Source organism: Streptomyces spinosus (assembly GCF_020400655.1).
GTDB classification, from domain to species: Bacteria; Actinomycetota; Actinomycetes; order Streptomycetales; family Streptomycetaceae; genus Streptomyces; species Streptomyces argyrophylli.
Genome location: NZ_JAINRC010000002.1, coordinates 485,096 through 506,142 on the forward strand (window position 1 = coordinate 485,096; position 21,047 = coordinate 506,142).

Here is a 21,047-nt window from a genome sequence, read left to right on the forward strand (position 1 = left end):
CGCTCAGTCCTCGTCGGGCAGGACGACGTGCAGCGCCCAGGAGACGACGGAGACGATCAGACCGCCGACGACGGCCGTCCAGAAACCGTCCACATGGAAACTCAGGTCCAGCTTGCCGCAGACCCACGAGGTCAGCAGCAGCATCAGCGCGTTCACGACCAGGGTGATCAGGCCCAGGGTCAGGATGAACAACGGGAAGGTGAGCACCTTCAGGACCGGCTTGACCAACGAGTTCACCAGGCCGAAGATCAACGCGACGACGATCAGCGTCCCGGCCTTCTTGGCGGTGCTGTCACCCGTCAGGGTGATCTTGTCCAGCAGCCACACGGCGACCGCCAGGGCGCCCGCGTTGGCGATCGTCTTGACTACGAAATTCTTCATGTGTCTGATCGTGGCAGACCGGGCGGGCCGTGGCCGGACGGACGGTGAGCGGTGCGACGGCGGGCAGCGGAACAGCGAGCAGTGAGGCGAGGGCGGCAGCGGCGATGAAGGCATTCCGGCTGGACGATCTGGAGGCGGAACGCGCCGCCAACGAAGGCGCCTACCTGCAGTTCCTGCGCGAGCGGAACATGTCGGTGGGCCTCTACGCCCTCGACGCGGGTGAGCACGACCCGCAGAATCCGCACGGCCAGGACGAGGTGTACGTCGTGGTCAGCGGCCGGGCGTCGATCACCGTCGGTCTGGAGACGACGCAGGTGGCGCGGGGCAGCGTCGTGTACGTGCCCGCCGGGGTCCCCCACAAGTTCCACCACATCAGCGAGGACCTCAGGGTGCTCGTGGTGTTCTCTCCACCCGAGGCGTGACCCCGCGGCCCCGGGTTCCCTAGGGGACGGGTCAGGGGACGACAAGGGATGCGAGGCCCCCCTGAGGGCCCTCCGCGGCCCTAGCATCGAGTGCGGAACATCGACAACGCACATGAACGCAAAGGACGAGGGCGATGCGAGAGATCTTCGCGGGGCTGCCGTGGTGGGTGAAGTGGGTCGCGGTGCCGGTCATCGCCCTGGTCGTGTTCGGCGGCCTGATAGCGACGGTGGTCGGGTTTGTGATCGGTCTGCTGTTCAAGGCGCTGGTCTTCGTCGCCCTGGTCGGCGGACTGATCTACATCGTCCGCAAGTTCACGGGGAACTCCTCGTCGCGCAGCGACTGGTGAGGCGCCCGGGAGCCGGTCACCCGTGACGGAGGGCCGGTTCCCTCGGGGGAGGGAAGTTTCCCCCGGGAGCCGTCTGCGGGCGGTGGCGGGCGGTTAAAGTCCGGAACTCCCCACGGGGTCCGGCCCCGTGGGCGGCGCAGACCCCCCTCCGTGCTCTTGCCGCACGGGCTGCCCCTCGCGCTCCGGGAGTGATCCTTGGCCACGGTTGACACCGCACCGGCAGAACCCCACGCACCCCCCACCCCACCACGTTCCTGCGCGCCCCCCGTCCAGCGGCCGGTCCCGCTGGCCGTCCCGGGCCAGCCACAGGCGACGGACATCCCCGCACCTCCACGTGCCGCGGACGCCTCGGGACCCCCGCGTGCAGCGGGCCGCCCCGGAACACCGCCCTCCGCCGGCCGGCCGGGACCGCCGGCCGCCCCCGCCGCCACGCTCATCGGGTCCGTCCAGCGCGCCATGCGCCTGCTGGAGACCGTCGCCGCGCACGCGTGCGGCGCCCCCGCCAAACAACTCGCCCGTGAGACCGGCCTCGCCCTGCCCACGGCGTACCACCTGCTGCGCACCCTGGTCCACGAGGGCTATCTGCGCCGCGAGAAGGGGCTGTTCTTCCTCGGTGACGCGGCGGAGCGACTGGGCCGCAGCGGAGCGCAGCAGAAACGTCGCAGCACGGTCGCGGACACGCTCGCGCACTGGCGCGATTCCATCGGAGCGCCGGTGTACTACGCGATGTACCGGGACGGAGAGATCGAGGTCATGTGCGTCTCCGCCTCCCGTCAGACGCCCGCGGTGGAGGAGTGGGCGGACTTCCGTGAGACCGGCCACGCGCACGCGATCGGACAGTGCCTGCTCTCCCAGTTGGACGAGGACGCGCGGCGGGACCACCTCGCCCGGTATCCCGTACGGCCCATCACGCCGTACACCGTGCGCGACAACGACGTACTGCTGCGCCGGCTCGCCCGGACACGGCGCATGGAACCGGTGGTGGAGCGCCAGGAGTACGCGGTCGGCACCGTCTGCGCGGCGGTCCCGATCACGGTCGGCACCACCGCGGCCACCGTGGCCATCTCCCTGCCCGTTCACCAGGCCGACCGGCTGATGCCCGCGGCGCACCGGCTGCAGGCCGAGATCGGGCGCCATCTGGGGTCGCTCACGCTCTCTATCAGTATCTGAAAACTCACTCCTTGTGATCTCTCGTGTACTTTCAGCAAGATTTGACCACGGTCAGAGGGATCAATCCCGGCCAGTCGATGTCATATGACGGGATAGGCAATGCGCGAGTCCGTACAGGCAGAAGTCATGATGAGCTTTCTCGTGTCGGAGGAGCTCTCCTTCCGCATCCCGGTGGAGTTGCGCTACGAGACCTGTGATCCGTATGCCGTACGCCTCACCTTCCATCTGCCGGGCGACGCGCCGGTGACCTGGGCCTTCGGACGGGAGCTGCTCATCGACGGGGTAGGCCGCCCGTGCGGGGAAGGGGACGTGCACATCGCCCCGGTCGAGTCCGAGGTGCTCGGTGAAGTGCTGATCCGGCTTCAGGTCGGCGGCGACCAGGCCCTGTTCCGGTCGTCGGCGCCTCCGCTCGTGGCCTTCCTCGACCGGACGGACAAGCTCGTGCCGCTCGGCCAGGAGGGTGCGCTCGCCGATTTCGACGCCCATCTCGACGAGGCCCTGGACCGCATCCTGGCCGAGGAACAGAGCGCCGGCTGAAACGACGGGCAAGGGGTGGTGGGCGGTCCGCCATGCCACGCGCCATTGTGCAGGAACGCTTCTGCGGCGGACGGCTACCGTTTCCCGCTCATCCCGCCTTGCGCAAGCTCCCGGCTCATCCCTCCCCGCGTCACCGCTTCCGGCGTCGGCCCCGGCCGCCGCGTGCCGGTGCGGGCTGTGCCCCGGAGCGCGCCGGGGCACCGGGACCGGTCCGGTCGGCCGACACGACGAGCGCGGCCAGCGCGGTGGTGACAGGGACCGAGGCGACCAGACCGATCGAGCCCACCAGCGTGCGCACGATCTCCTCGGCCACCAGCTCGCTGTTGGCCACCGTGCCGACGCTGCTCTGCGCGATGGAGAACAGCAGCAGCAACGGCAGTGCGGCACCGGCGTAGGCGAGCACCAGGGTGTTGACCACGGACGCGATGTGGTCGCGGCCGATGCGGATGCCCGCCCGGTACAGCCCGCGCCAGCCCATCGACGGGTTGGCCTCATGCAACTCCCAGACGGCCGAGGTCTGTGTCACCGTCACGTCGTCCAGGACGCCGAGCGAGCCGATGATGACGCCTGCCAGCAGCAGACCGCTCATGTCGATCGACGGATACAGACCGTGGATCAGCCCGGTGCTGTCGTCCGTGTTACCGGTCAGTGCGGCCCAGCCGATGAACAGTGACCCGAGCACGCCGATCAGGCAGAGCGAGATCAGCGTGCCGAGCACCGCCACCGACGTACGTGCCGACAGCCCGTGGCACATGTACAGGGCGATCAGCATGATGGCGCTCGACCCCACCACGGCCACCAGCAGCGGGTTCGCCCCTTCCAGGATCGCCGGCAGGATGAACAGGGTCAGCACGAGGAAACTCACGGCGAGTGCCACCAGCGCCATGACGCCACGCAGCCGGCCCACCACCACGACGGCCACCGCGAAGATCCCCGCGAGCAGCGCCATGGGGAACGTCCGGTTCACGTCGGTCACCGAGTACTGCAGGTCCTTGGGGGCCGAGGGCTCATAGGCGACCACGACCTTCTCGCCCTGGTGCAGTTGCCGCGACTGGTCCGGCTGCACGATCTCGGTGAAGGTACGGCCCTTGTCCTTGCCGGTGTCGACCCGGATGGTGGCCTTCTTGCAGGTTCTGTTGGCCTCCGTCTCTGCCGACGTGCCCTCGGCGTCGGAGGGGTCGCCGGCCGGAGTGCCGCCGGAGGCGTTCACCGACTTGCAGCTGACCTCGACGACCCGGCTGACCGTGGCCTCTTGGGTCTGCCGGTCGAAGCCGACGCCGGTGCGCTTGTGGGAGGGGGCATGCCCCGGCCAGAGCACCACGAGACCGACCAGGACCGCCGCGGTGAAGGGAACCAGGATCGCCGCGATGACCTTGCGCAGGTGCTGGGAGACGGGGGTGGCGGGGCCGTGGCTGTGGCTGTGGCCGTGTGAGTGACCATGGCCGCGTGGACCGTGGCTGTGTCCGTCATCTTGTTCCGGGCCGTCTCGACGGGGCGGCTCGGGCGGCTGGGAGGGGTACTGCTCGATCCTGGTCACCGCCCGATCATCGCAAGAACGGCGGGGGGCCCACTGTTCACCGCGCCACCCATGACGCTAGCGTGGAGACACCTTTGTACACGCGGGAGCTCGGAGCACCGGGCTGAGAGGGCGCTGACCTCCGTACACGCGATGTTTCACGTGGAACAAGAGGTGTTCCACAGGAAACGTCGGCAGACGGAAACCGCTGCGTCGACCGCCGAACCTGTTACCGGGTAATGCCGGCGTAGGGAGTAGGTCTCATGGCCAACAAGGACGCACGCACGCCTGTCTCCGTCCAGGACGAGAAGTCCCCGGAGGCCGGGAAGTCCATCGGCTGGCACAAGGCGTACGTCGAGGGCTCGCGCCCCGATCTGCGCGTGCCGGTCCGTCAGATGCACCTCACCAACGGGCAGTCGGTCACGCTGTACGACACATCGGGCCCGTACACCGATCCACTCGTCGACACGGACGTCCGCCGTGGCCTGCCGCCGCTGCGGGAGAACTGGATCATCGCCCGCGGCGACACCGAGGAGTACGCGGGCCGTCCGGTCCGTCCCGAGGACGACGGGATCAAGCACACCGCGCCGCGCGGCGGGCTGCGGAACCTGGACGCGGTCTTCCCCGGACGTCCGCGTCAGCCGCGGCGGGGCCGCGACGGTCAGGCGGTGACGCAGCTCGCGTACGCCCGCCGCGGCGAGATCACGCCGGAGATGGAGTTCGTGGCCCTCCGGGAGAACGTGTCCCCCGAGGTGGTGCGCGAGGAGATCGCGGCGGGCCGGGCGGTGCTGCCGGCCAACGTCAACCATCCGGAGATCGAGCCGATGATCATCGGCAAGCGGTTTCTGGTGAAGGTGAACGCCAACATCGGCAACTCCGCGGTGACGTCCTCCATCGAGGAGGAGGTCGAGAAGATGACCTGGGCGACCCGCTGGGGCGCCGACACGGTCATGGACCTGTCCACCGGCCGCAACATCCACACGACTCGCGAGTGGGTGCTGCGCAACTCCCCTGTCCCCATCGGCACGGTGCCGCTCTACCAGGCCCTGGAGAAGGTCGACGGCAAGGCCGAGGAACTGACCTGGGAGATCTACAAGGACACCGTCATCGAGCAGGCCGAGCAGGGCGTGGACTACATGACGGTCCACGCGGGCGTCCGGCTGCCGTTCGTGCCGCTCACCGCCCACCGCAAGACCGGCATCGTCTCGCGCGGCGGTTCGATCATGGCCGCGTGGTGCCTGGCGCACCACAAGGAGTCGTTCCTGTACGAGAACTTCGAGGAGCTGTGCGAGATCCTCGCCGCCTACGACGTCACGTACTCGCTGGGTGACGGCCTGCGGCCGGGGTCGATCGCGGACGCCAACGACGAGGCGCAGTTCGCGGAGTTGAGGACGCTCGGGGAACTCAACCGGATCGCCAGGCGTTTCCACGTACAGACGATGATCGAGGGCCCGGGACACGTCCCGATGCACAAGATCAAGGAGAACATCGACCTTCAGCAGGAGATCTGCGATGAAGCCCCGTTCTATACGCTCGGCCCGCTGACCACGGACGTCGCGCCGGCGTACGACCACATCACCTCCGGCATCGGCGCCGCGATGATCGCCTGGTGGGGCACGGCGATGCTCTGCTACGTCACGCCCAAGGAGCACCTCGGCCTGCCCAACCGGGACGACGTCAAGACCGGCGTCATCACCTACAAGATCGCCGCACACGCGGCGGACCTCGCCAAGGGGCATCCCGGTGCGCAGGAGTGGGACGACGCGCTGTCAGACGCCCGCTTCGAGTTCCGCTGGGAGGACCAGTTCAACCTCGCGCTGGACCCGGACACGGCTCGGGAGTTCCACGACGAGACCCTGCCGGCCGAGCCCGCCAAGACGGCGCACTTCTGCTCCATGTGCGGTCCGAAGTTCTGCAGCATGAAGATCTCGCAGGACATCCGGCGCGAGCACGGTGGCAGCAGGGCCGAGATCGAGGAGGGCATGGCCCGGAAGTCGCAGGAGTTCGCGGCCGCCGGCAACCGGGTGTACCTGCCGATCGCGGACTGAGCACGGCACGCTGAACTCGCCGCGCCGGCCGGTCTGATGACAGCCGGCTGGTGCGGCGGGGCGGCAGGGCCGACGGCCGGCCGGTGTGGTGGCGGCACACCGGTGGGCCGGCCGGGATCACTCGGGCTGGTGTTCCGGGCCTCCGAAGTCCGGGCTCGTGTAGTCGGGGCTGGTGAAGCTGGGACGGTCGGTCGCGGTGCCGTCGCCGGGACTGCTGAAGCCGGGGCGGTCGTAACCGAGGCGCGGTATGCGGCCGGTCGGTGCGGGCGGGATCGACGGATGACCGGCGGTCGTGCCGGGCTCGGCGAGTGCCTCCCGCAGGAAGGGCAGGATGCCGCGCTCCAGCAGGGCGTCCCGCCACGCCTCCCTGGCCCTGGCCAGCTCCTCGCGGGCCGCGTCCCGTGCCCGGTCGTCCGCCGGGGTGCTGTTGCGCAGAGCGGTGAGCAGCAGTCCGGCCGCGGCGACGAGGACGGTCGCCGCGGTGATGGCGCCGAACACCCACCCGGCGGTGAGCATGGTCCGGGCGAAGGTCTGGCCGGGGTCCAGCGCCTTCAGGATGTAGCCGACGAGCAGGAAGATCACCGCGGCGGTCCCGGAGAGGACGGGAGCCAGGACGGCGATGACCGCGACAGCGCCCGCGCCGGTGCTCTCGGCGGCCTCCCCGAGGGCGGTGGCGAGACCGGCGGCGGTCGAACCGGGGCTGTCCTCCTCGGAGTTGCCGACGGCCGGCGGTCGGGACAGCGCCGGGTGACGCTGTTCGTCGCGCAGCTTGACGTAGTGCTGGTACTCGGCCGCCGCCGCTTCCGTGATCAGGGCGGAGGCGGCGAGCGCCATGGTGCGCAGTTGCTCGGAGTTGAGCCGCTGTCCGACAGCGGCCAGTTCCGGTCGGTGCGGTGCGGAGCGCAGCGCCTCATCGAGGAGCCGCTCGAATTCCTGGCGGTCCTCGCTCTGCAGGTGCTGCGGAACGCTGTTCATGTGCATCCCCCGATGCTCCGTAGGGCTTGGGGCTCGCACGCCGGCGAGCCGTCGGGCAGAAACGGAGGGGAGCCTGCTACGGATAAGCCGATGGTAGAGCCGTGACGGCGCGCGGTGACAGGGGATTGCCGGAAATTGCGGTCCGGCCTGCGCGTACGCGGCCGGGCGATGCCTGCCGGCCGAACAGTCAGCCGTCCAAGGGAAGTTGCTGGACCAGCAGTTTCCCGGCCATGGTCACTCCGCCGTCCATGGCGATGGCGAGCCCGTCGGCGTAGACGTGCGGCCCCTCGACGACCGGGCGGGTGCTCTCCTCGCCGTCCTCGGAGCCGACCTGGCCGAGGAGGTAGGGGATGGGGCTGTGCCCGTGAACGACCCGGGTGCCGCCGTACGTATCGAGGAGCGAGCGTACGGCGTCGGAGCCGCCCTCGTCGCGGAAGGAGAAGCGTTTGGTGAACTTGCGGAACAGGTCCCAGACCTCGTCGGCGTCGTTGCGGGTCAGAGCCTCGCGGACGGTGTCGTTGACCGCTTCGATGGAGTCGCCGTAGTCGAGGTAGGCGGTGGTGTCCGAGTGGAGGAGCAGATAACCGTCGACCTCCTCGACGGCGTCGAGGCGGGCCATCCACTGCAGATGGTGGTCCTGGAGGCGGTCCATGTCGGTCTTCTGGCCGCCGTTGAGCAGCCAGGCCGCCTGGAAGGTGGCGGTGCCCGCGCCGGAGGTGACGGGCGTGTCGCCGAACCGCTTGGCACCGAGGAGCAGCAGCTCGTGGTTGCCCATGAGGGCCTTGCAGTAACCCCCGGCCGCCGCTGCCTCGGCGGACAGCCGCATGACCAGGTCGATGACGCCGATGCCGTCCGGGCCGCGGTCGGTGAAGTCGCCGAGGAACCACAGCCGGGCGGTGCCGGCGCACCACTGGCCCGAGGCGTCGATCAGGCCCTGTTCCTGCAGGGCCGCCACCAGCTCGTCCAGGTAGCCGTGGACGTCACCGACGACATAGAGCGGGCCGGGCCCGGCCGCGGGCTGCGGGGCCGGGGCGGCGGGGGCGGGGTCGACGGGGAGCTGGAGGGTGTCGCCGCGGTTGATGACGGGCAGGTCGCGCTGGGTCGGGGTGTAGCCCTCGGGGTACGCCTCGTCGGCGGGCGGTACGACGTCGCCGGGGTGGACGTGCTGGACGTAGGGACCGGTCTCGTGGACGTACGCGGGTACCCGGAAATCGCGCAGCGTCGCCGTCCGCTCCGCCTCGGGTCCCTGACCGGCCCCCTGAGTCATCAGACCCCTCCACCATCGCGCCGCATCTGCACCGCTTCGGACTGCCTGGTCGCAGCGGTCCGCGGTGTCGTGGGCCCATCATAGGAACGCGCGTCGCGCCGTGTGATGACCCAGGGGTGGTGAATCGGAACAAGACGCCAGTTCACCGTGGCATTCGCCCCGTTTGGGCAGATGTTCGACCGGCTGTTCGCCGGCCGGGCCCTCGGCCCACCGGGTCCGCCCCGCCCGCGGTGCGCCGAAGGGTCACCCTGAGCCGCACCGGCCTGGTCCCCGCGGAGGGTCGGTGCGGCGGGCGGTGCTACGTGTCGTCCGGTGTACGTGGCGGGCTGACGGTCGTGCGCGGGGACCGCCGCTGGGACGAGGTGCGCACGATCAGTTCCGTCGGTATGACCTGCTCGACCGGCTGGTCCGACTCGACGCCCTCGATGGCGTCGATGAGGAGCTGGACGACGGCGGTGCCGATGCGGCGCGGCTTCAGGGACAGGGTGGTGATGGGCGGTTCGGTGCTGGCGTACACGGTGGACTCGCTGCAGCACACGAGCAGCAGGTCGTCGGGGACGCGCAGGCCGTAGCGTCGGGCGGCGGCGAGCAGGTCGGTGCCGTTGGGGTCGAACAGCCCGTAGACCGCGTCGGGCCGGTCGGGGCGGGCGAGCAGCCGGTCGGCGGCGACGGCGCCCGCGCACGGGTCGTGGGCCGGGTAGGCCTCGTAGACGGGGTCCTGGCCGACCCGCTCGCACCAGCGTAGGTACGCGGTGGTCGACAGGTGGGTGTACGTGTCCGTCGTGGTGCCCGTGAGCAGGCCGATGCGGCGGGCCCCGGCGGCGGCGAGGTGGTCGAGGATGCCGAGTACGGCGGCCTCGTGGTCGTTGTCCACCCAGGCGGTCACGGGGAGCGCGCCGGCCGGGCGGCCGTCCGAGACGACCGGCAGTCCCTGCCGGACCAGCTCGCTGACCACCGGGTCCTGGTCGGAGGGATCGATGACGACCGTGCCGTCCAGGGCGACGTTGGACCAGACGTCGTGGCGCGAGGTCGCGGGCAGGATGACCAGGGCGTAACCGCGGGCGAGCGCGGCCGAGGTCGCGGCCCGGGCCATCTCGGCGAAGTAGGCGAACTCCGTGAAGGTGAAAGGTTCATCCCCGTACGTGGTCACGGTCAGGCCGATCAGACCCGACTTGCCGGTACGGAGGGTGCGGGCGGCCGCCGACGGCCGGTACCCGAGCCGGTCGGCGACCTCGCGGACATGGCGCCGGGTGGCATCCGGGAGCCGGCCCTTGCCGTTGAGGGCGTCGGACACGGTCGTGATGGAGACCCCGGCGGCGGCGGCGACGTCCCTGATGCCCGCCCGACCCGGCCGGCTGCCTCGACGTGAGGTTTCCGCGCGGCTCACCTGGTGCTTCCCTGCTGCTGTCATGGCGAGCCGATAGTAGGGCTCATGCGGTGGGGTAGTGCGGACGCATATGCACGCGTTGACAGGCACGTTTCTGCATGGTCATTGGGTGTCAACTTCCTTGGAAACCAAGGTTGTTGAGCGATCCAATAGTAAGACGTGACTTGTCGACGCGGATGGACCTACCAAGTCCCCGATGTCTCGAAGAGGTCTCAACTCACCTGCACGGGGGACGCGCGCCACGGCGCAAGCTACCGGCGCATAGATATATGTACGGCGCGCCCCCCGAAACGTACGCCTTCGTACGAGGATGCCCTTGATGTCGGCCGATGACGTGAGCTTCGCCTCTTACCGCCGGGGCGGTCGCATTTCTCGGGGTTCCGAACCTGTTCGCAGCGGCGCTGAATCCTCTTAAGGTGTGGAGTATTGGAGTCGGCGGTGTCGACGGGCCGCCGGTGGTCGCGAGGAGGACTGCGGTGAGCGAGACGAGCCCCAAGCTGCGCGCCGAGCTGGAGGGTATCCCCACCTACAAGCCGGGCAAGCCGGCCGCGGCCGGCGGGCAGGCCGCCTACAAGCTGTCCTCCAACGAGAACCCGTACCCGCCGCTGCCCGGTGTGCTGGAGAGCGTGAGCGCGGCGGCCTGCGACTTCAACCGTTACCCGGACATGGCCTGCACCGGACTGATGAACGAGCTGTCCGACCGTTTCGGTGTGCCGCTCTCCGACCTGGCCACCGGCACCGGCTCGGTGGGTGTCGCCCAGCAGCTGATCCAGGCCACCAGCGGCCCCGGCGACGAGGTGATCTACGCCTGGCGGTCGTTCGAGGCGTATCCGATCATCACGCAGATCAGCGGCGCCCGCTCGGTGCAGGTGCCGCTGACGCCGGGCGATGTGCACGACCTGGACGCGATGGCGGACGCGATCACCGACCGGACCCGGCTGGTCTTCGTCTGCAACCCCAACAACCCGACCGGCACGGTGGTGCGACGGGCCGAGCTGGAACGGTTCCTCGACCGGGTGCCCACCGATGTGCTGGTGGTGCTGGACGAGGCCTACCGGGAGTTCATCCGCGACCCCGAGGTGCCCGACGGTGTCGAGCTGTACCGGAAGCGGCCCAACGTCTGTGTCCTGCGGACCTTCTCCAAGGCGTACGGGCTGGCCGGGCTGCGCGTCGGTTTCGCGATCGCCCATGAGTCGGTGGCGGCGGCGCTGCGCAAGACGGCGGTGCCGTTCGGAGTGAGCCAGCTGGCCCAGGAGGCCGCGATCGCTTCGCTGCGGGCCGAGGACGAGCTGCTGGGCCGGGTGGGCTCGCTGGTGTGCGAGCGCACGCGCGTGGTCGACGCGCTCCGGGCCCAGGGCTGGACGGTGCCGGAGACGCAGGCGAACTTCGTGTGGCTGCGGCTGGGGGAGAGCACCGTCCCGTTCGCGCAGGCCTGCGAGGAGCACGGCGTGGTGATCCGGCCGTTCCCGGGTGAGGGTGTGCGGGTGACCGTCGGGGAGGCCGAGGCCAACGACATCTTCCTGAAGGTGGCGGAGGCGTTCCGCAAGAGCCTGTAGTCCCGGGGCGGCTCCCGCATCTGGTGCGGACTCGCGAGGCGGCATTTCTTCGTCGCGCGAATCCGCACCCGGCTCCATGATCTGACGGGCGTCCGTTCCACGTGCAACCGAGACGCTCGTGCCCGAAACGCGCACTCCCTGGCTGTCATGCCCTTGACACGGCGGCTCTGGAGGGTACCCCCCTGCACAGTCCGAAAATCAGTGCGTCATAATGGCTTGTGAATGTGAACGCTTTCACAAGCGCGTCCCGTTTGCTCCGTATGTGTGCAACAAAAGGGGCAAACCGCCGCTGCACCACGCCGTAGTAAGGAGAGTGACGACGTGGACCTGGCTCTGGCGCCGGAGACCCTGGCGCGCTGGCAGTTCGGTATCACCACCGTCTACCACTTCCTGTTCGTTCCGCTGACGATCTCCTTGGCCGCGCTCACGGCCGGGCTGCAGACGGCCTGGGTGCGCACGGAGAAGGAGAAGTACCTCAGGGCGACGAAGTTCTGGGGCAAGCTCTTCCTGATCAACATCGCGATGGGCGTGGTCACCGGCATCGTGCAGGAGTTCCAGTTCGGCATGAACTGGTCCGACTACTCGCGTTTCGTCGGTGACATCTTCGGCGCCCCGCTCGCCTTCGAGGCGCTGATCGCCTTCTTCTTCGAGTCCACCTTCATCGGGCTGTGGATCTTCGGCTGGGACAAGCTGCCCAAGAAGATCCATCTGGCCTGCATCTGGATGGTCTCGATGGGCACCGTCCTGTCGGCATACTTCATCCTCGCGGCGAACTCCTGGATGCAGCACCCGGTCGGCTACAAGATCGACAAGGCCAGGGGGCGGGCCGAGCTGACCGACTTCTGGGCCGTGCTGACCCAGAACACCGCCCTCAGCCAGGCCTTCCACACCCTGTCCGCGGCGTTCCTGACCGGTGGCGCCTTCATGGTGGGCATCTCCGCCTACCACCTGGCCCGCAAGAAGCACATCCGCGAGATGAAGACCTCGCTGCGGCTCGGCCTGGTCACCGTGGTCATCGCCGGTCTGCTCACCGCGGTCAGCGGCGACACCCTCGGCAAGGTGATGTTCAAGCAGCAGCCGATGAAGATGGCCGCCGCCGAGGCGCTGTGGGACGGCCAGAAGCCGGCGCCGTTCTCGATCTTTGCCTATGGCGACGTGGACAAGGGCCACAACTCCGTGGCCATCGAGATCCCGGGTCTGCTGTCCTTCCTCGCGGACGACAGCTTCAGCTCGTACGTGCCCGGCATCAACGACGTGAACAAGGCCGAGCAGCAGAAGTTCGGGCCCGGTGACTACCGGCCCAACATCCCGGTCGCCTTCTGGGGCTTCCGGTGGATGATCGGCTTCGGCATGGCCTCCTTCGCCATCGGCCTCGCCGGGCTCTGGCTGACCCGGAAGAAGTTCATGCTGCCGCAGGCGCTCAGGGTCGGCGAGGACGAGGTGCCGCACCTGGTGCTGTTCAAGAACAAGGCGCTCGGCCCGCAGCTCACGCCCTGGTACTGGCGCATCGCGACCTGGACGCTTGCCTTCCCGCTGATCGCCAACTCCTGGGGCTGGATCTTCACCGAGATGGGCCGCCAGCCGTGGGTCGTCTACGGCGTCCTCCAGACCCGGGACGCGGTCTCCCCCGGTGTCTCCCAGGGCGAGGTCCTCACCTCGATGACCGTCTTCACCGCGTTGTACGCCATCCTCGCCGTGGTCGAGGTCAAGCTGCTCGCGAAGTACGTCAAGGCCGGCCCGCCCGAGCTGACCGAGGCCGACCTCAACCCGCCCACGAAGATCGGCGGCGACACCCGTGACGCCGACAAGCCGATGGCCTTCTCGTACTAGGCCGAGGGAACAGTCATGGAACTACACGACGTCTGGTTCGTCCTGATCGCCGTCCTGTGGACCGGCTACTTCTTCCTGGAGGGATTCGACTTCGGGGTCGGCATCCTCACCAGGCTGCTGGCCCGCAACCGGCCGGAGCGCCGGGTGCTGATCAACACCATCGGCCCGGTCTGGGACGGCAACGAGGTGTGGCTGCTCACCGCGGGCGGCGCGACCTTCGCCGCGTTCCCCGAGTGGTACGCCACCCTCTTCTCCGGTTTCTACCTGCCCCTGCTGCTCATCCTGGTCTGCCTGATCGTCCGGGGCGTCGCCTTCGAGTACCGGGCCAAGCGGCCGGAGGAGAACTGGCAGCGCAACTGGGAGACCGCGATCTTCTGGACCTCGCTGCTCCCGGCGTTCCTGTGGGGCGTGGCCTTCGGGAACATCGTGCGGGGAGTGAAGCTCGACCGGAACTTCGAGTACGTCGGCAACGTCTGGGACCTGCTCAACCCCTACGCCCTGCTCGGTGGTCTGGTGACGCTCACGCTGTTCACCTTCCACGGAGCGGTGTTCACCGCGCTCAAGACGCTCGGGGAGATCCGGGTGCGGGCCCGGAAACTGGCCCTGTGGGTCGGTCTGGTCGCGACCGTCGTGGCGCTCGCCTTCCTGCTGTGGACGCAGGCCGACAGCGGTGACGGCAAGAGCCTGGTGGCCCTGATCGTGGCCGTCGTCGCCCTGGTGACGGCACTCGTGGCCAACCAGACCGGGCGGGAGGGCTGGGCGTTCGCGCTGTCCGGCGTCACCATCGTGGCGGTCGTGGCGATGTTCTTCCTGTCGCTCTTCCCGAACGTCATGCCGTCCACCCTGAACGGGGACTGGAGCCTGACGGTCACCAACGCCTCGTCGAGCCCGTACACCCTGAAGATCATGACGTGGTGCGCGGCGATCGCCACGCCGCTCGTTCTGCTCTACCAGAGCTGGACCTACTGGGTCTTCCGTAAGCGGATCGGTACGCAGCACATCGCTCCTGACGCTGCGGCCGGCGCCGCGCACTGAGTCCGCCGAGGGTGCGGTTTCACGTGAAACCGCACCCTCGGTACCGAAGGGCATGTTTCACGTGAAACCAATCGATCCCCGCCTTCTGCGGTACGCCCGCGCCACCCGCCTCTTCCTCGTCGCGGTCATCGGCCTGGGGGCCGTCGGCGCCGGACTGGTCATCGCTCAGGCCATGCTCGTCGCCGAGATCGTGGTCGGGGCGTTCCAGCACGGGCAGTCGGTCGCTGAGCTGCGTACTCCCCTGCTGCTGTTGGCCGGCGTGGCCGTCGGGCGATCGTTGGTCGCGTGGCTCACCGAACTCGCGGCGCATCGCGCGAGCGCGGCCGTGAAGTCGGAGCTGCGCGGGCGGCTGCTCGACCGGGCGGCGGCGCTCGGTCCGGGCTGGCTGAGCGGTCAGCGGACCGGTTCGCTGGTCACCCTGGCGACGCGCGGTGTCGACGCCTTGGACGACTACTTCTCCCGCTACCTGCCGCAGTTGGGGCTCGCCGTCGTCGTGCCGGTGGCGGTACTGGCCCGGATCGTCACCGAGGACTGGGTCTCGGCGGCGATCATCGTCTGCACCCTGCCGTTGATTCCGCTCTTCATGATGCTGATCGGCTGGGCGACCCAGTCCCGGATGGAGCGGCAGTGGAGGTTGCTGTCCCGGCTGTCCGGCCACTTCCTGGACGTGGTCGCGGGGCTGCCGACGCTGAAGGTGTTCGGCCGGGCCAAGGCGCAGGCGCAGTCCATCCGGCGGATCACCGGCGAGTACCGGCAGGCCACCCTGCGGACGCTGCGGATCGCCTTCCTCTCCTCGTTCGCGCTGGAGTTGCTGGCCACGCTGTCGGTCGCGCTGGTCGCCGTGACGATCGGGATGCGGCTCGTCCACGGAGACATGGATCTGTACATCGGTCTGGTGATCCTCGTGCTGGCGCCCGAGGCGTATCTGCCGCTGCGGCAGGTGGGTGCGCAGTACCACGCGGCGGCGGAGGGACTTGCCGCCGCGGAGGAGATCTTCACCGTGCTGGAGACGGCGGTGCCGGAGTCGGGTACCGATGCGGTGCCGGCGGGTGGGGTGGCGTTCGAGGGGGTCACCGTCCGGTATCCGGGGCGTTCCTCGGACGCGGTGACCGGGGTGTCGTTCACCGTCGAGCCCGGTGAGACCGTCGCGCTGGTCGGGCCGAGCGGGGTGGGCAAGTCGACGCTGCTGAGCGTGGTGCTGGGGTTCGTGCGGCCCACCGCGGGGCGGGTGCGGATCGGGGGCGCGGATCTCGCCGGGCTGGACCTGGAGGAATGGCGGTCGCGGGTCGCCTGGGTGCCGCAGCGGCCGCATCTGTACGCCGGGACGATCGCGGAGAACGTGCGGCTGCCCCGGCCCGACGCTGACGACGATGCCGTGCGCAGGGCGTTGCGGGACGCGGGGGCGTGGGAGTTCGTGGCGGCGCTGCCGGAGGGGGTCGACACCGTGCTCGGGGAGGACGGGGCGGGATTGTCGGCGGGGCAGCGGCAGCGGTTGGCGCTGGCCCGGGCGTTCCTCGCCGACCGGCCTGTGCTGTTGCTGGACGAGCCGACGGCCGCGCTGGACGGGAGGACCGAGGGGGAGGTGGTGGCCGCGGTGCGGAGGCTCGCCGCCGGGCGGACCGTGCTGCTCGTCGTGCATCGGCCGGCGTTGTTGGGGGTGGCTGACCGGGTGGTACGGCTGGGGGATGCCGCCGCCGTGCCGTCTCCGGGGGGCGCCGGGCCCACCAGGGGCCTCCGTCCTCTCGGCCCCCGCCCCACCGCCACCGGACCCGGTCGGCTGGAAGGCGAGCCCACGGGGTTCCGGCTCGGTGGGCTGGACGGTGAGCCGGTGGCGGCTGGGCGGCTGGATGAAAGGCCGGTGGAGGGCCGGCCCGGGGGGCTGGACCGCGGGTCGGCGGGAGGCGGGCTCGGTCGGCTGGACCACGGGGCAGAGCAGCGGGTCGGAAAGGGCGTGTTGCGGCGGGTCCGGGGGATCGGTGGGCGGTGGCGGGGGCGGTTGGCCGGTGCCCTGGGGCTCGGGAGTCTCGCCCTGGGCAGTGCGGTGGGGCTCATGGCCACCTCCGGCTGGCTCATCTCGCGTGCCTCACAGCAGCCGCCGGTGCTGTACCTGATGGTGGCCGTGACCTCGACCCGGGCGTTCGGCATCGGACGGGCCGTCTTCCGGTACGCCGAGCGGCTGGTGTCGCACGACGCCGTTCTGCGGATGCTGGCCGACACCCGGGTCGCGGTGTACCGGAGGCTGGAGCGCCTGGCCCCCGCCGGGCTGCGCGGCGCCCGGCGCGGTGACCTGCTCACCCGGCTGGTGGCGGACGTGGACGCGTTCCAGGACTACTGGCTGCGCTGGCTGCTGCCCGCCGGAGTGGCTCTCACCGTGTCCGCCGCCTCCGTCGGCTTCACTGCCTGGCTGCTACCGGAGGCCGGTGCCGTCCTCGCGGCGGGCCTGCTGGCCGCCGGTGCCGGTGTCCCCCTGCTGACCGCGACCGCGGCCCGGCGGACCGAGCGGCGACTGGCGCCCGCCCGGGGAGTCCTCGCCACCCGAGTGACCGATCTGCTCACCGGCACGGCCGAGCTGACCGTCGCCGGTGCGCTGCCGGCCCGTAAGGACGCGGCCCGGCGGGCCGACGGCACCCTCACCCGGATCGCCGCGCGCGCCGCCGCCGTCACCGGGCTCGGGGACGGGCTCACCGCGCTCGTGTCCGGGCTGACCGTCACGGCCACCGCGGCGTTCGGCGCCCAGGCGGTCGCGGACGGCCGGCTGAGCGGCGTGGCGATGGCCGTGGTCGTCCTGACCCCCCTGGCCGCCTTCGAGGCCGTACTGGGGCTGCCGCTCGCCGCGCGGTACCGGCAGCGGGTGCGGCGCAGCGCGGAGCGGGTGTACGAGGTCCTGGACGCGCCCGAGCCCGTGCGTGAACCCGTCTCGCCCCGGCAGGCGCCCGCCTCGCCGTTCCCGGTGGTCGTCGAGGGCCTGGTGGCCCGGTACGCGGGTCAGCGGCGGGAGGCGCTCGCCGGGCTGGACCTGACCCTGGAGGAGGGGCGCCGGGTCGCGGTGGTGGGGGCCTCCGGCTCCGGCAAGACGACCCTCGCCCAGGTGCTGTTGCGGTTCCTCGATCCGGAGGCGGGCTCGTACACGCTCGCCGGTGTGGACGCGTGCGCGCTGGACGGGGACGACGTACGGCGGTTCGTCGGGCTGTGCGCGCAGGACGCGCATCTCTTCGACAGCTCCTTGCGCGAGAACCTGCTCCTCGCGAGGAAGGACGCCACCGAGGCCGACCTGCGCGGAGCACTGGCCCGGGCCCGGCTGCTGGACTGGGTGGACGCGCTGCCGGACGGCCTGGACACGCTCGTCGGCGAGCATGGGGCGCGGCTGTCCGGTGGGCAGCGGCAGCGGCTGGCGCTGGCCCGCGCGCTGCTGGCCGGTTTCCCCGTGCTGGTGCTGGACGAGCCCGCCGAGCACCTGGATCTGCCGACGGCGGACGCCCTGACCGCCGATCTGCTGGCCGCCACGGAGGGTCGTACGACGCTGCTGATCACCCACCGGCTCGCCGGACTCGACGCGGTGGACGAGGTGATCGTGCTCGAAGCGGGGCGGGTGGTGCAGCGAGGCCCGTACGAGCGGCTGATCACCGAGGACGGACCGCTGCGGGAGATGGCACGCCGGGAGGCCGAGGCGGAGTCGCTGGTGGGGGTGGGCTGAGGGCTCGCAGGCGGGCCCGGAGGGCCTGAGCAGGACTGGTCGGCGGGGCCTCGGCCACTGGGAGCCTGATGGCCCCCCGCACCGGTGGGCCCGGCCGCACCGACGGGCCCGGCCGGACCGCTGAACCCGACCTGACGGGCCCCGGTCGTCCCGGCAGGGGCCGTGCGGCGCGTCGTCGGAAGCCGCGCGGAGCGCTACCGCACCCGGTCGGCGAGCAGGTGCTCGATCACCACCGCCACGCCGTCGTCGTTGTTGGCGACCGTGCGGCCCGACGCGGCGGCGACGACGTCGGGGTGGGCGTTGCCCATCGCGTAGGACTGGCCGGCCCAGGTCAGCATCTCGACGTCGTTGGGCATGTCCCCGAACGCCACGACCTCCTCGTGCGAGATGCCGCGCTCGGCGCAGCACAGCGCGAGGGTGCTGGCCTTGGAGACGCCGGGGCCGCTGAGCTCCAGCAGGGCGCTGGGACTGGAACGCGTGACGTTGGCGTGCTCGCCGACGGCCAGCCGGGCGAGGGTGAGGAAGGCGTCGGGGTCGAGGGACGGGTGGTAGGCGAGGATCTTGAGCACGGGCTGGTCGGCTTCGGGACCGTCGGGCGCGAGCAGCTTCTCGGCGGGCAGGAGGTGGTCGGGAGTCTCCAGGTGGAGCTTGGGGTAGTCCGGCTCCTGGTGGAAGCCGTACGTCTGCTCGACCGCGAACACCGTGCCGGGCGCCGCCTCGCGCAGCAGCCGTACCGCGCTCAGGGCGTTGTCCCGCGCCAGCTCGCGGACCTTCACGAACCGGTGGGCGCCGGGGCCGCCGTGCAGGTCGACCACGGCGGCGCCGTTGCCGCAGATCGCCAGGCCGTGGCCGTGGACGTGGTCGCTGACCACGTCCATCCAGCGGGCCGGCCGGCCGGTGACGAAGAAGACCTCGATCCCGGCCTCCTCGGCGGCGGCCAGCGCGGCGACGGTCCGTGGGGAGACCGACTTGTCGTCGCGCAGCAGGGTGCCGTCCAGGTCGGTGGCGATCAGCCGCGGTGGCAGGGCGGCGGCAGGGGTCCCGGTCTGTCTGGTCGCTGAGGTCACCCGGCCATTCTCACCCAGGCCCTCGCACGGCCGTGCGGGAGTCCGCACAGATGAGACGCAGGCGACGCCCGGGGCGAGCCGCGCGGACGCCGGTCCGGGGTCAGTCCAGCTGGGCGAGGGCCTCCATGGCGATCCGCTCGAAGACCTTCTCGTCGGCGGCGAAGTCGGAGTCCGGGATGGGCCAGTGGATCACGATCTCGGTGAAGCCCAGCTCCCGGTGGCGGCCGGCGAAGTCGACGAAGGCATCCAGGGACGCGAGCGGCCGGCCGCGGTCCGGGGTGAAGCCGGTGAGCAGCACCTTGTCCAGCTCGGCGGTGTCCCGACCGGCGGCCTCGCAGGCCTCGGTCAGCTTGCCGATCTGGCCGCGCAGGGCCGTGACGGACTGCTCGGGCGTGCCGGTCTCGTACAGCTTCGGGTCGCCGGTGGTCACCCACGCCTGGCCGTACCGCGCGGCGAGCCGCAGACCGCGCGGGCCGGTGGCCGCCACCGCGAAGGGCAGCCGGGGCCGCTGCACGCAGCCCGGGATGTTCCGGGCCTCGTGCGCCGAGTAGAAACGGCCCTCGGACGACACCGCGTCCTCGGTGAGGAGCCGGTCGAGCAGGGGCATGAACTCGGCGAACCGGTCGGCGCGCTCGCGCGGGCTCCAGGGCTCCTGGCCGAGGGCGGTGGCGTCGAAACCGGTGCCGCCCGCGCCGATGCCGAGGGTGACCCGGCCGCCGGAGATGTCGTCCAGCGAGATCAGTTCCTTGGCGAGGGTCACCGGGTGGCGGAAGTTGGGCGAGGTGACCAGCGTGCCGAGGCGCAGCCGGTCGGTGGCCGCCGCGGCCGCCGTCAGCGTCGGGACCGCGCCGAACCAGGGGCCGTCACGGAAGCTGCGCCAGGACAGGTGGTCGTAGGTGTACGCCGTGTGGAAACCCAGCTGCTCGGCGCGCACCCAGGCCGATCGGCCACCTTCGTGCCAGCGGCGGTACGGCAGGATCACGGTGCTCAGACGCAGACTCATGCGTCCGAGCGTAAGCGGCTGCGGCGGCGGCGGACGAAACGGTCACCGTGCGCGGTCCGGCGGCCACGGTGGGCTGGTGAAGGCCGGTGGCCACGGCGGGTTCGGTGAAGACCGGTGGCCGGGGCGTGCTCAGTGCCGGTCGGGCAGGCGCAGGTAGCGCGCGGGTACGGTCGCGGTCAGCCAGACGCCGTTGGCGCTGATGTGGAAGACGTGGCCGTCGCGGTGCATCGCGCCGGAGTCAACGGACAGCACCACGGGCCTGCCCCGGCGGGCGCCGACACGGGTGGCGGTCTCCCGGTCGGCGGACAGGTGCACGGCGTGCCGGTTCATCGGACGCAGGCCCTGCGCGCGGATCGCCTCCAGGTGACGGGCGACCGTGCCGTGGTACAGGTACGGCGGCGGGACCACCGGGGGCAGGCCGAGGTCGACCTCGATGCTGTGGCCCTGGCTGGCGCGGATCCTGCCGTCCTCGACGGCGAAACGCCGCTTGTCGTTCGCGGCGACCACGTGGTCCAGTTCCTCGCGGGTGAACGGGAACCCGTGGGCGGCGGCCGCGTCGATCAGCGTGGCGATCTCCACCCAGCCGCCCGGGTCCGGCGTGAGTCCGATCCTCTCGGGCTGGTGCCGCAGGTGTCTGGAGAGGTACTTCGACACCTTCACGGTGCGGCGTGCGTCCATGGGGCCAGCGTGCGGGAGAGACACGGATCACGCAGCTCGTTTTCGCCGCGATGTTTGATCCACAGCCAAGTACGGTTATCCACAGGCGGATGGGCGTAGTTGTGGACAACTACCGTTGGCACAAGGCGTTTCGG

General features: G+C 70.6%; 17 protein-coding genes. 9 read left to right on the plus strand and 8 right to left on the minus strand.

All coding sequences use genetic code 11. The features are described from left to right. Nucleotides 1-3: 3 nt before the first annotated feature. Nucleotides 4-381, minus strand: coding sequence for a phage holin family protein (locus LG395_RS06120; RefSeq protein ID WP_225808705.1), 378 nt, complete (start codon nucleotides 379-381; stop codon nucleotides 4-6). Nucleotides 382-485: 104 nt separating this feature from the next. On the opposite strand from LG395_RS06120, the gene LG395_RS06125 reads away from it, so the two are divergent. The 4 genes from LG395_RS06125 (at nucleotide 486) to LG395_RS06140 (ending at nucleotide 2,857) form a co-directional block, all read left to right on the plus strand. Further along, nucleotides 486-803, plus strand: a complete 318-nt coding sequence (locus LG395_RS06125) for a cupin domain-containing protein (RefSeq protein ID WP_171154736.1) — start codon at nucleotides 486-488, stop codon at nucleotides 801-803. A gap of 134 nt (nucleotides 804-937) precedes the next feature. Beyond that, nucleotides 938-1,150 (plus strand): DUF5326 family protein, encoded by a 213-nt coding sequence (locus LG395_RS06130; RefSeq protein ID WP_171154737.1) that lies wholly within the window; start codon nucleotides 938-940, stop codon nucleotides 1,148-1,150. Between the two features lie 435 nt (nucleotides 1,151-1,585). After that, nucleotides 1,586-2,320 carry an IclR family transcriptional regulator gene (locus LG395_RS06135; protein WP_308071217.1) on the plus strand — a complete coding sequence of 245 codons (735 nt, stop codon included), beginning with the start codon at nucleotides 1,586-1,588 and terminating at the stop codon, nucleotides 2,318-2,320. Nucleotides 2,321-2,419: 99 nt separating this feature from the next. Then, a complete protein-coding gene (locus tag LG395_RS06140; protein WP_030640078.1) occupies nucleotides 2,420-2,857 on the plus strand; it encodes an SsgA family sporulation/cell division regulator in 438 nt (145 codons plus the stop codon). Nucleotides 2,858-2,987: 130 nt separating this feature from the next. On the opposite strand, the gene LG395_RS06145 is transcribed toward LG395_RS06140, so the two are convergent. Continuing rightward, on the minus strand, nucleotides 2,988-4,394 hold the full coding sequence (locus tag LG395_RS06145; protein WP_225808707.1) for a YibE/F family protein: 1,407 nt from the start codon (nucleotides 4,392-4,394) through the stop codon (nucleotides 2,988-2,990). 242 nt (nucleotides 4,395-4,636) lie between these two features. Between LG395_RS06145 and thiC the strand changes: the two genes are divergently transcribed. Next, nucleotides 4,637-6,421 (plus strand): phosphomethylpyrimidine synthase ThiC, encoded by a 1,785-nt coding sequence (gene thiC, locus LG395_RS06150; protein ID WP_225808708.1) that lies wholly within the window; start codon nucleotides 4,637-4,639, stop codon nucleotides 6,419-6,421. Between the two features lie 117 nt (nucleotides 6,422-6,538). Here thiC and LG395_RS06155 read toward each other — a convergent pair whose 3' ends face one another. The 3 genes from LG395_RS06155 to LG395_RS06165 all read right to left on the minus strand — a co-directional run bounded on the left by LG395_RS06155 (nucleotide 6,539) and on the right by LG395_RS06165 (nucleotide 10,074). Then, complete coding sequence (locus tag LG395_RS06155) at nucleotides 6,539-7,402, minus strand: hypothetical protein (protein WP_225808709.1); 864 nt, start codon at nucleotides 7,400-7,402, stop codon at nucleotides 6,539-6,541. Between the two features lie 181 nt (nucleotides 7,403-7,583). Beyond that, nucleotides 7,584-8,663, minus strand: a complete 1,080-nt coding sequence (locus LG395_RS06160) for a metallophosphoesterase (protein ID WP_171154745.1) — start codon at nucleotides 8,661-8,663, stop codon at nucleotides 7,584-7,586. Nucleotides 8,664-8,961: 298 nt separating this feature from the next. Then, nucleotides 8,962-10,074 carry a LacI family DNA-binding transcriptional regulator gene (locus LG395_RS06165; protein ID WP_171154747.1) on the minus strand — a complete coding sequence of 371 codons (1,113 nt, stop codon included), beginning with the start codon at nucleotides 10,072-10,074 and terminating at the stop codon, nucleotides 8,962-8,964. A 452-nt stretch (nucleotides 10,075-10,526) separates the two neighbouring features. Between LG395_RS06165 and hisC the strand changes: the two genes are divergently transcribed. The 4 genes from hisC (at nucleotide 10,527) to cydD (ending at nucleotide 18,165) form a co-directional block, all read left to right on the plus strand. Continuing rightward, on the plus strand, nucleotides 10,527-11,606 hold the full coding sequence (gene hisC, locus LG395_RS06170; RefSeq protein WP_171154749.1) for a histidinol-phosphate transaminase: 1,080 nt from the start codon (nucleotides 10,527-10,529) through the stop codon (nucleotides 11,604-11,606). A 321-nt stretch (nucleotides 11,607-11,927) separates the two neighbouring features. After that, nucleotides 11,928-13,436, plus strand: coding sequence for a cytochrome ubiquinol oxidase subunit I (locus LG395_RS06175; RefSeq protein ID WP_225808710.1), 1,509 nt, complete (start codon nucleotides 11,928-11,930; stop codon nucleotides 13,434-13,436). 15 nt (nucleotides 13,437-13,451) lie between these two features. Then, the gene (cydB, locus tag LG395_RS06180) at nucleotides 13,452-14,471 is read left to right on the plus strand and encodes a cytochrome d ubiquinol oxidase subunit II (RefSeq protein ID WP_225808711.1); all 1,020 of its coding nucleotides are present in this window, start codon (nucleotides 13,452-13,454) and stop codon (nucleotides 14,469-14,471) included. 61 nt (nucleotides 14,472-14,532) lie between these two features. Beyond that, on the plus strand, nucleotides 14,533-18,165 hold the full coding sequence (cydD, locus tag LG395_RS06185) for a thiol reductant ABC exporter subunit CydD (protein ID WP_225808712.1): 3,633 nt from the start codon (nucleotides 14,533-14,535) through the stop codon (nucleotides 18,163-18,165). A 194-nt stretch (nucleotides 18,166-18,359) separates the two neighbouring features. Here the strand turns inward: cydD and LG395_RS06190 are convergent, their stop codons facing one another. From LG395_RS06190 to LG395_RS06200, 3 genes are all read right to left on the minus strand, one after another. Further along, entirely contained in the window at nucleotides 18,360-19,232 is an 873-nt protein-coding gene (locus tag LG395_RS06190; RefSeq protein WP_225808713.1) for a Cof-type HAD-IIB family hydrolase, read from the minus strand. A 100-nt stretch (nucleotides 19,233-19,332) separates the two neighbouring features. Further along, on the minus strand, nucleotides 19,333-20,235 hold the full coding sequence (locus LG395_RS06195; protein WP_225808714.1) for an LLM class flavin-dependent oxidoreductase: 903 nt from the start codon (nucleotides 20,233-20,235) through the stop codon (nucleotides 19,333-19,335). A 129-nt stretch (nucleotides 20,236-20,364) separates the two neighbouring features. Then, nucleotides 20,365-20,913: an RNA 2'-phosphotransferase gene (locus LG395_RS06200; RefSeq protein WP_225808715.1), complete on the minus strand. Its 549-nt coding sequence runs from the start codon at nucleotides 20,911-20,913 to the stop codon at nucleotides 20,365-20,367. Between the last annotated feature and the right edge of the window lie 134 nt (nucleotides 20,914-21,047).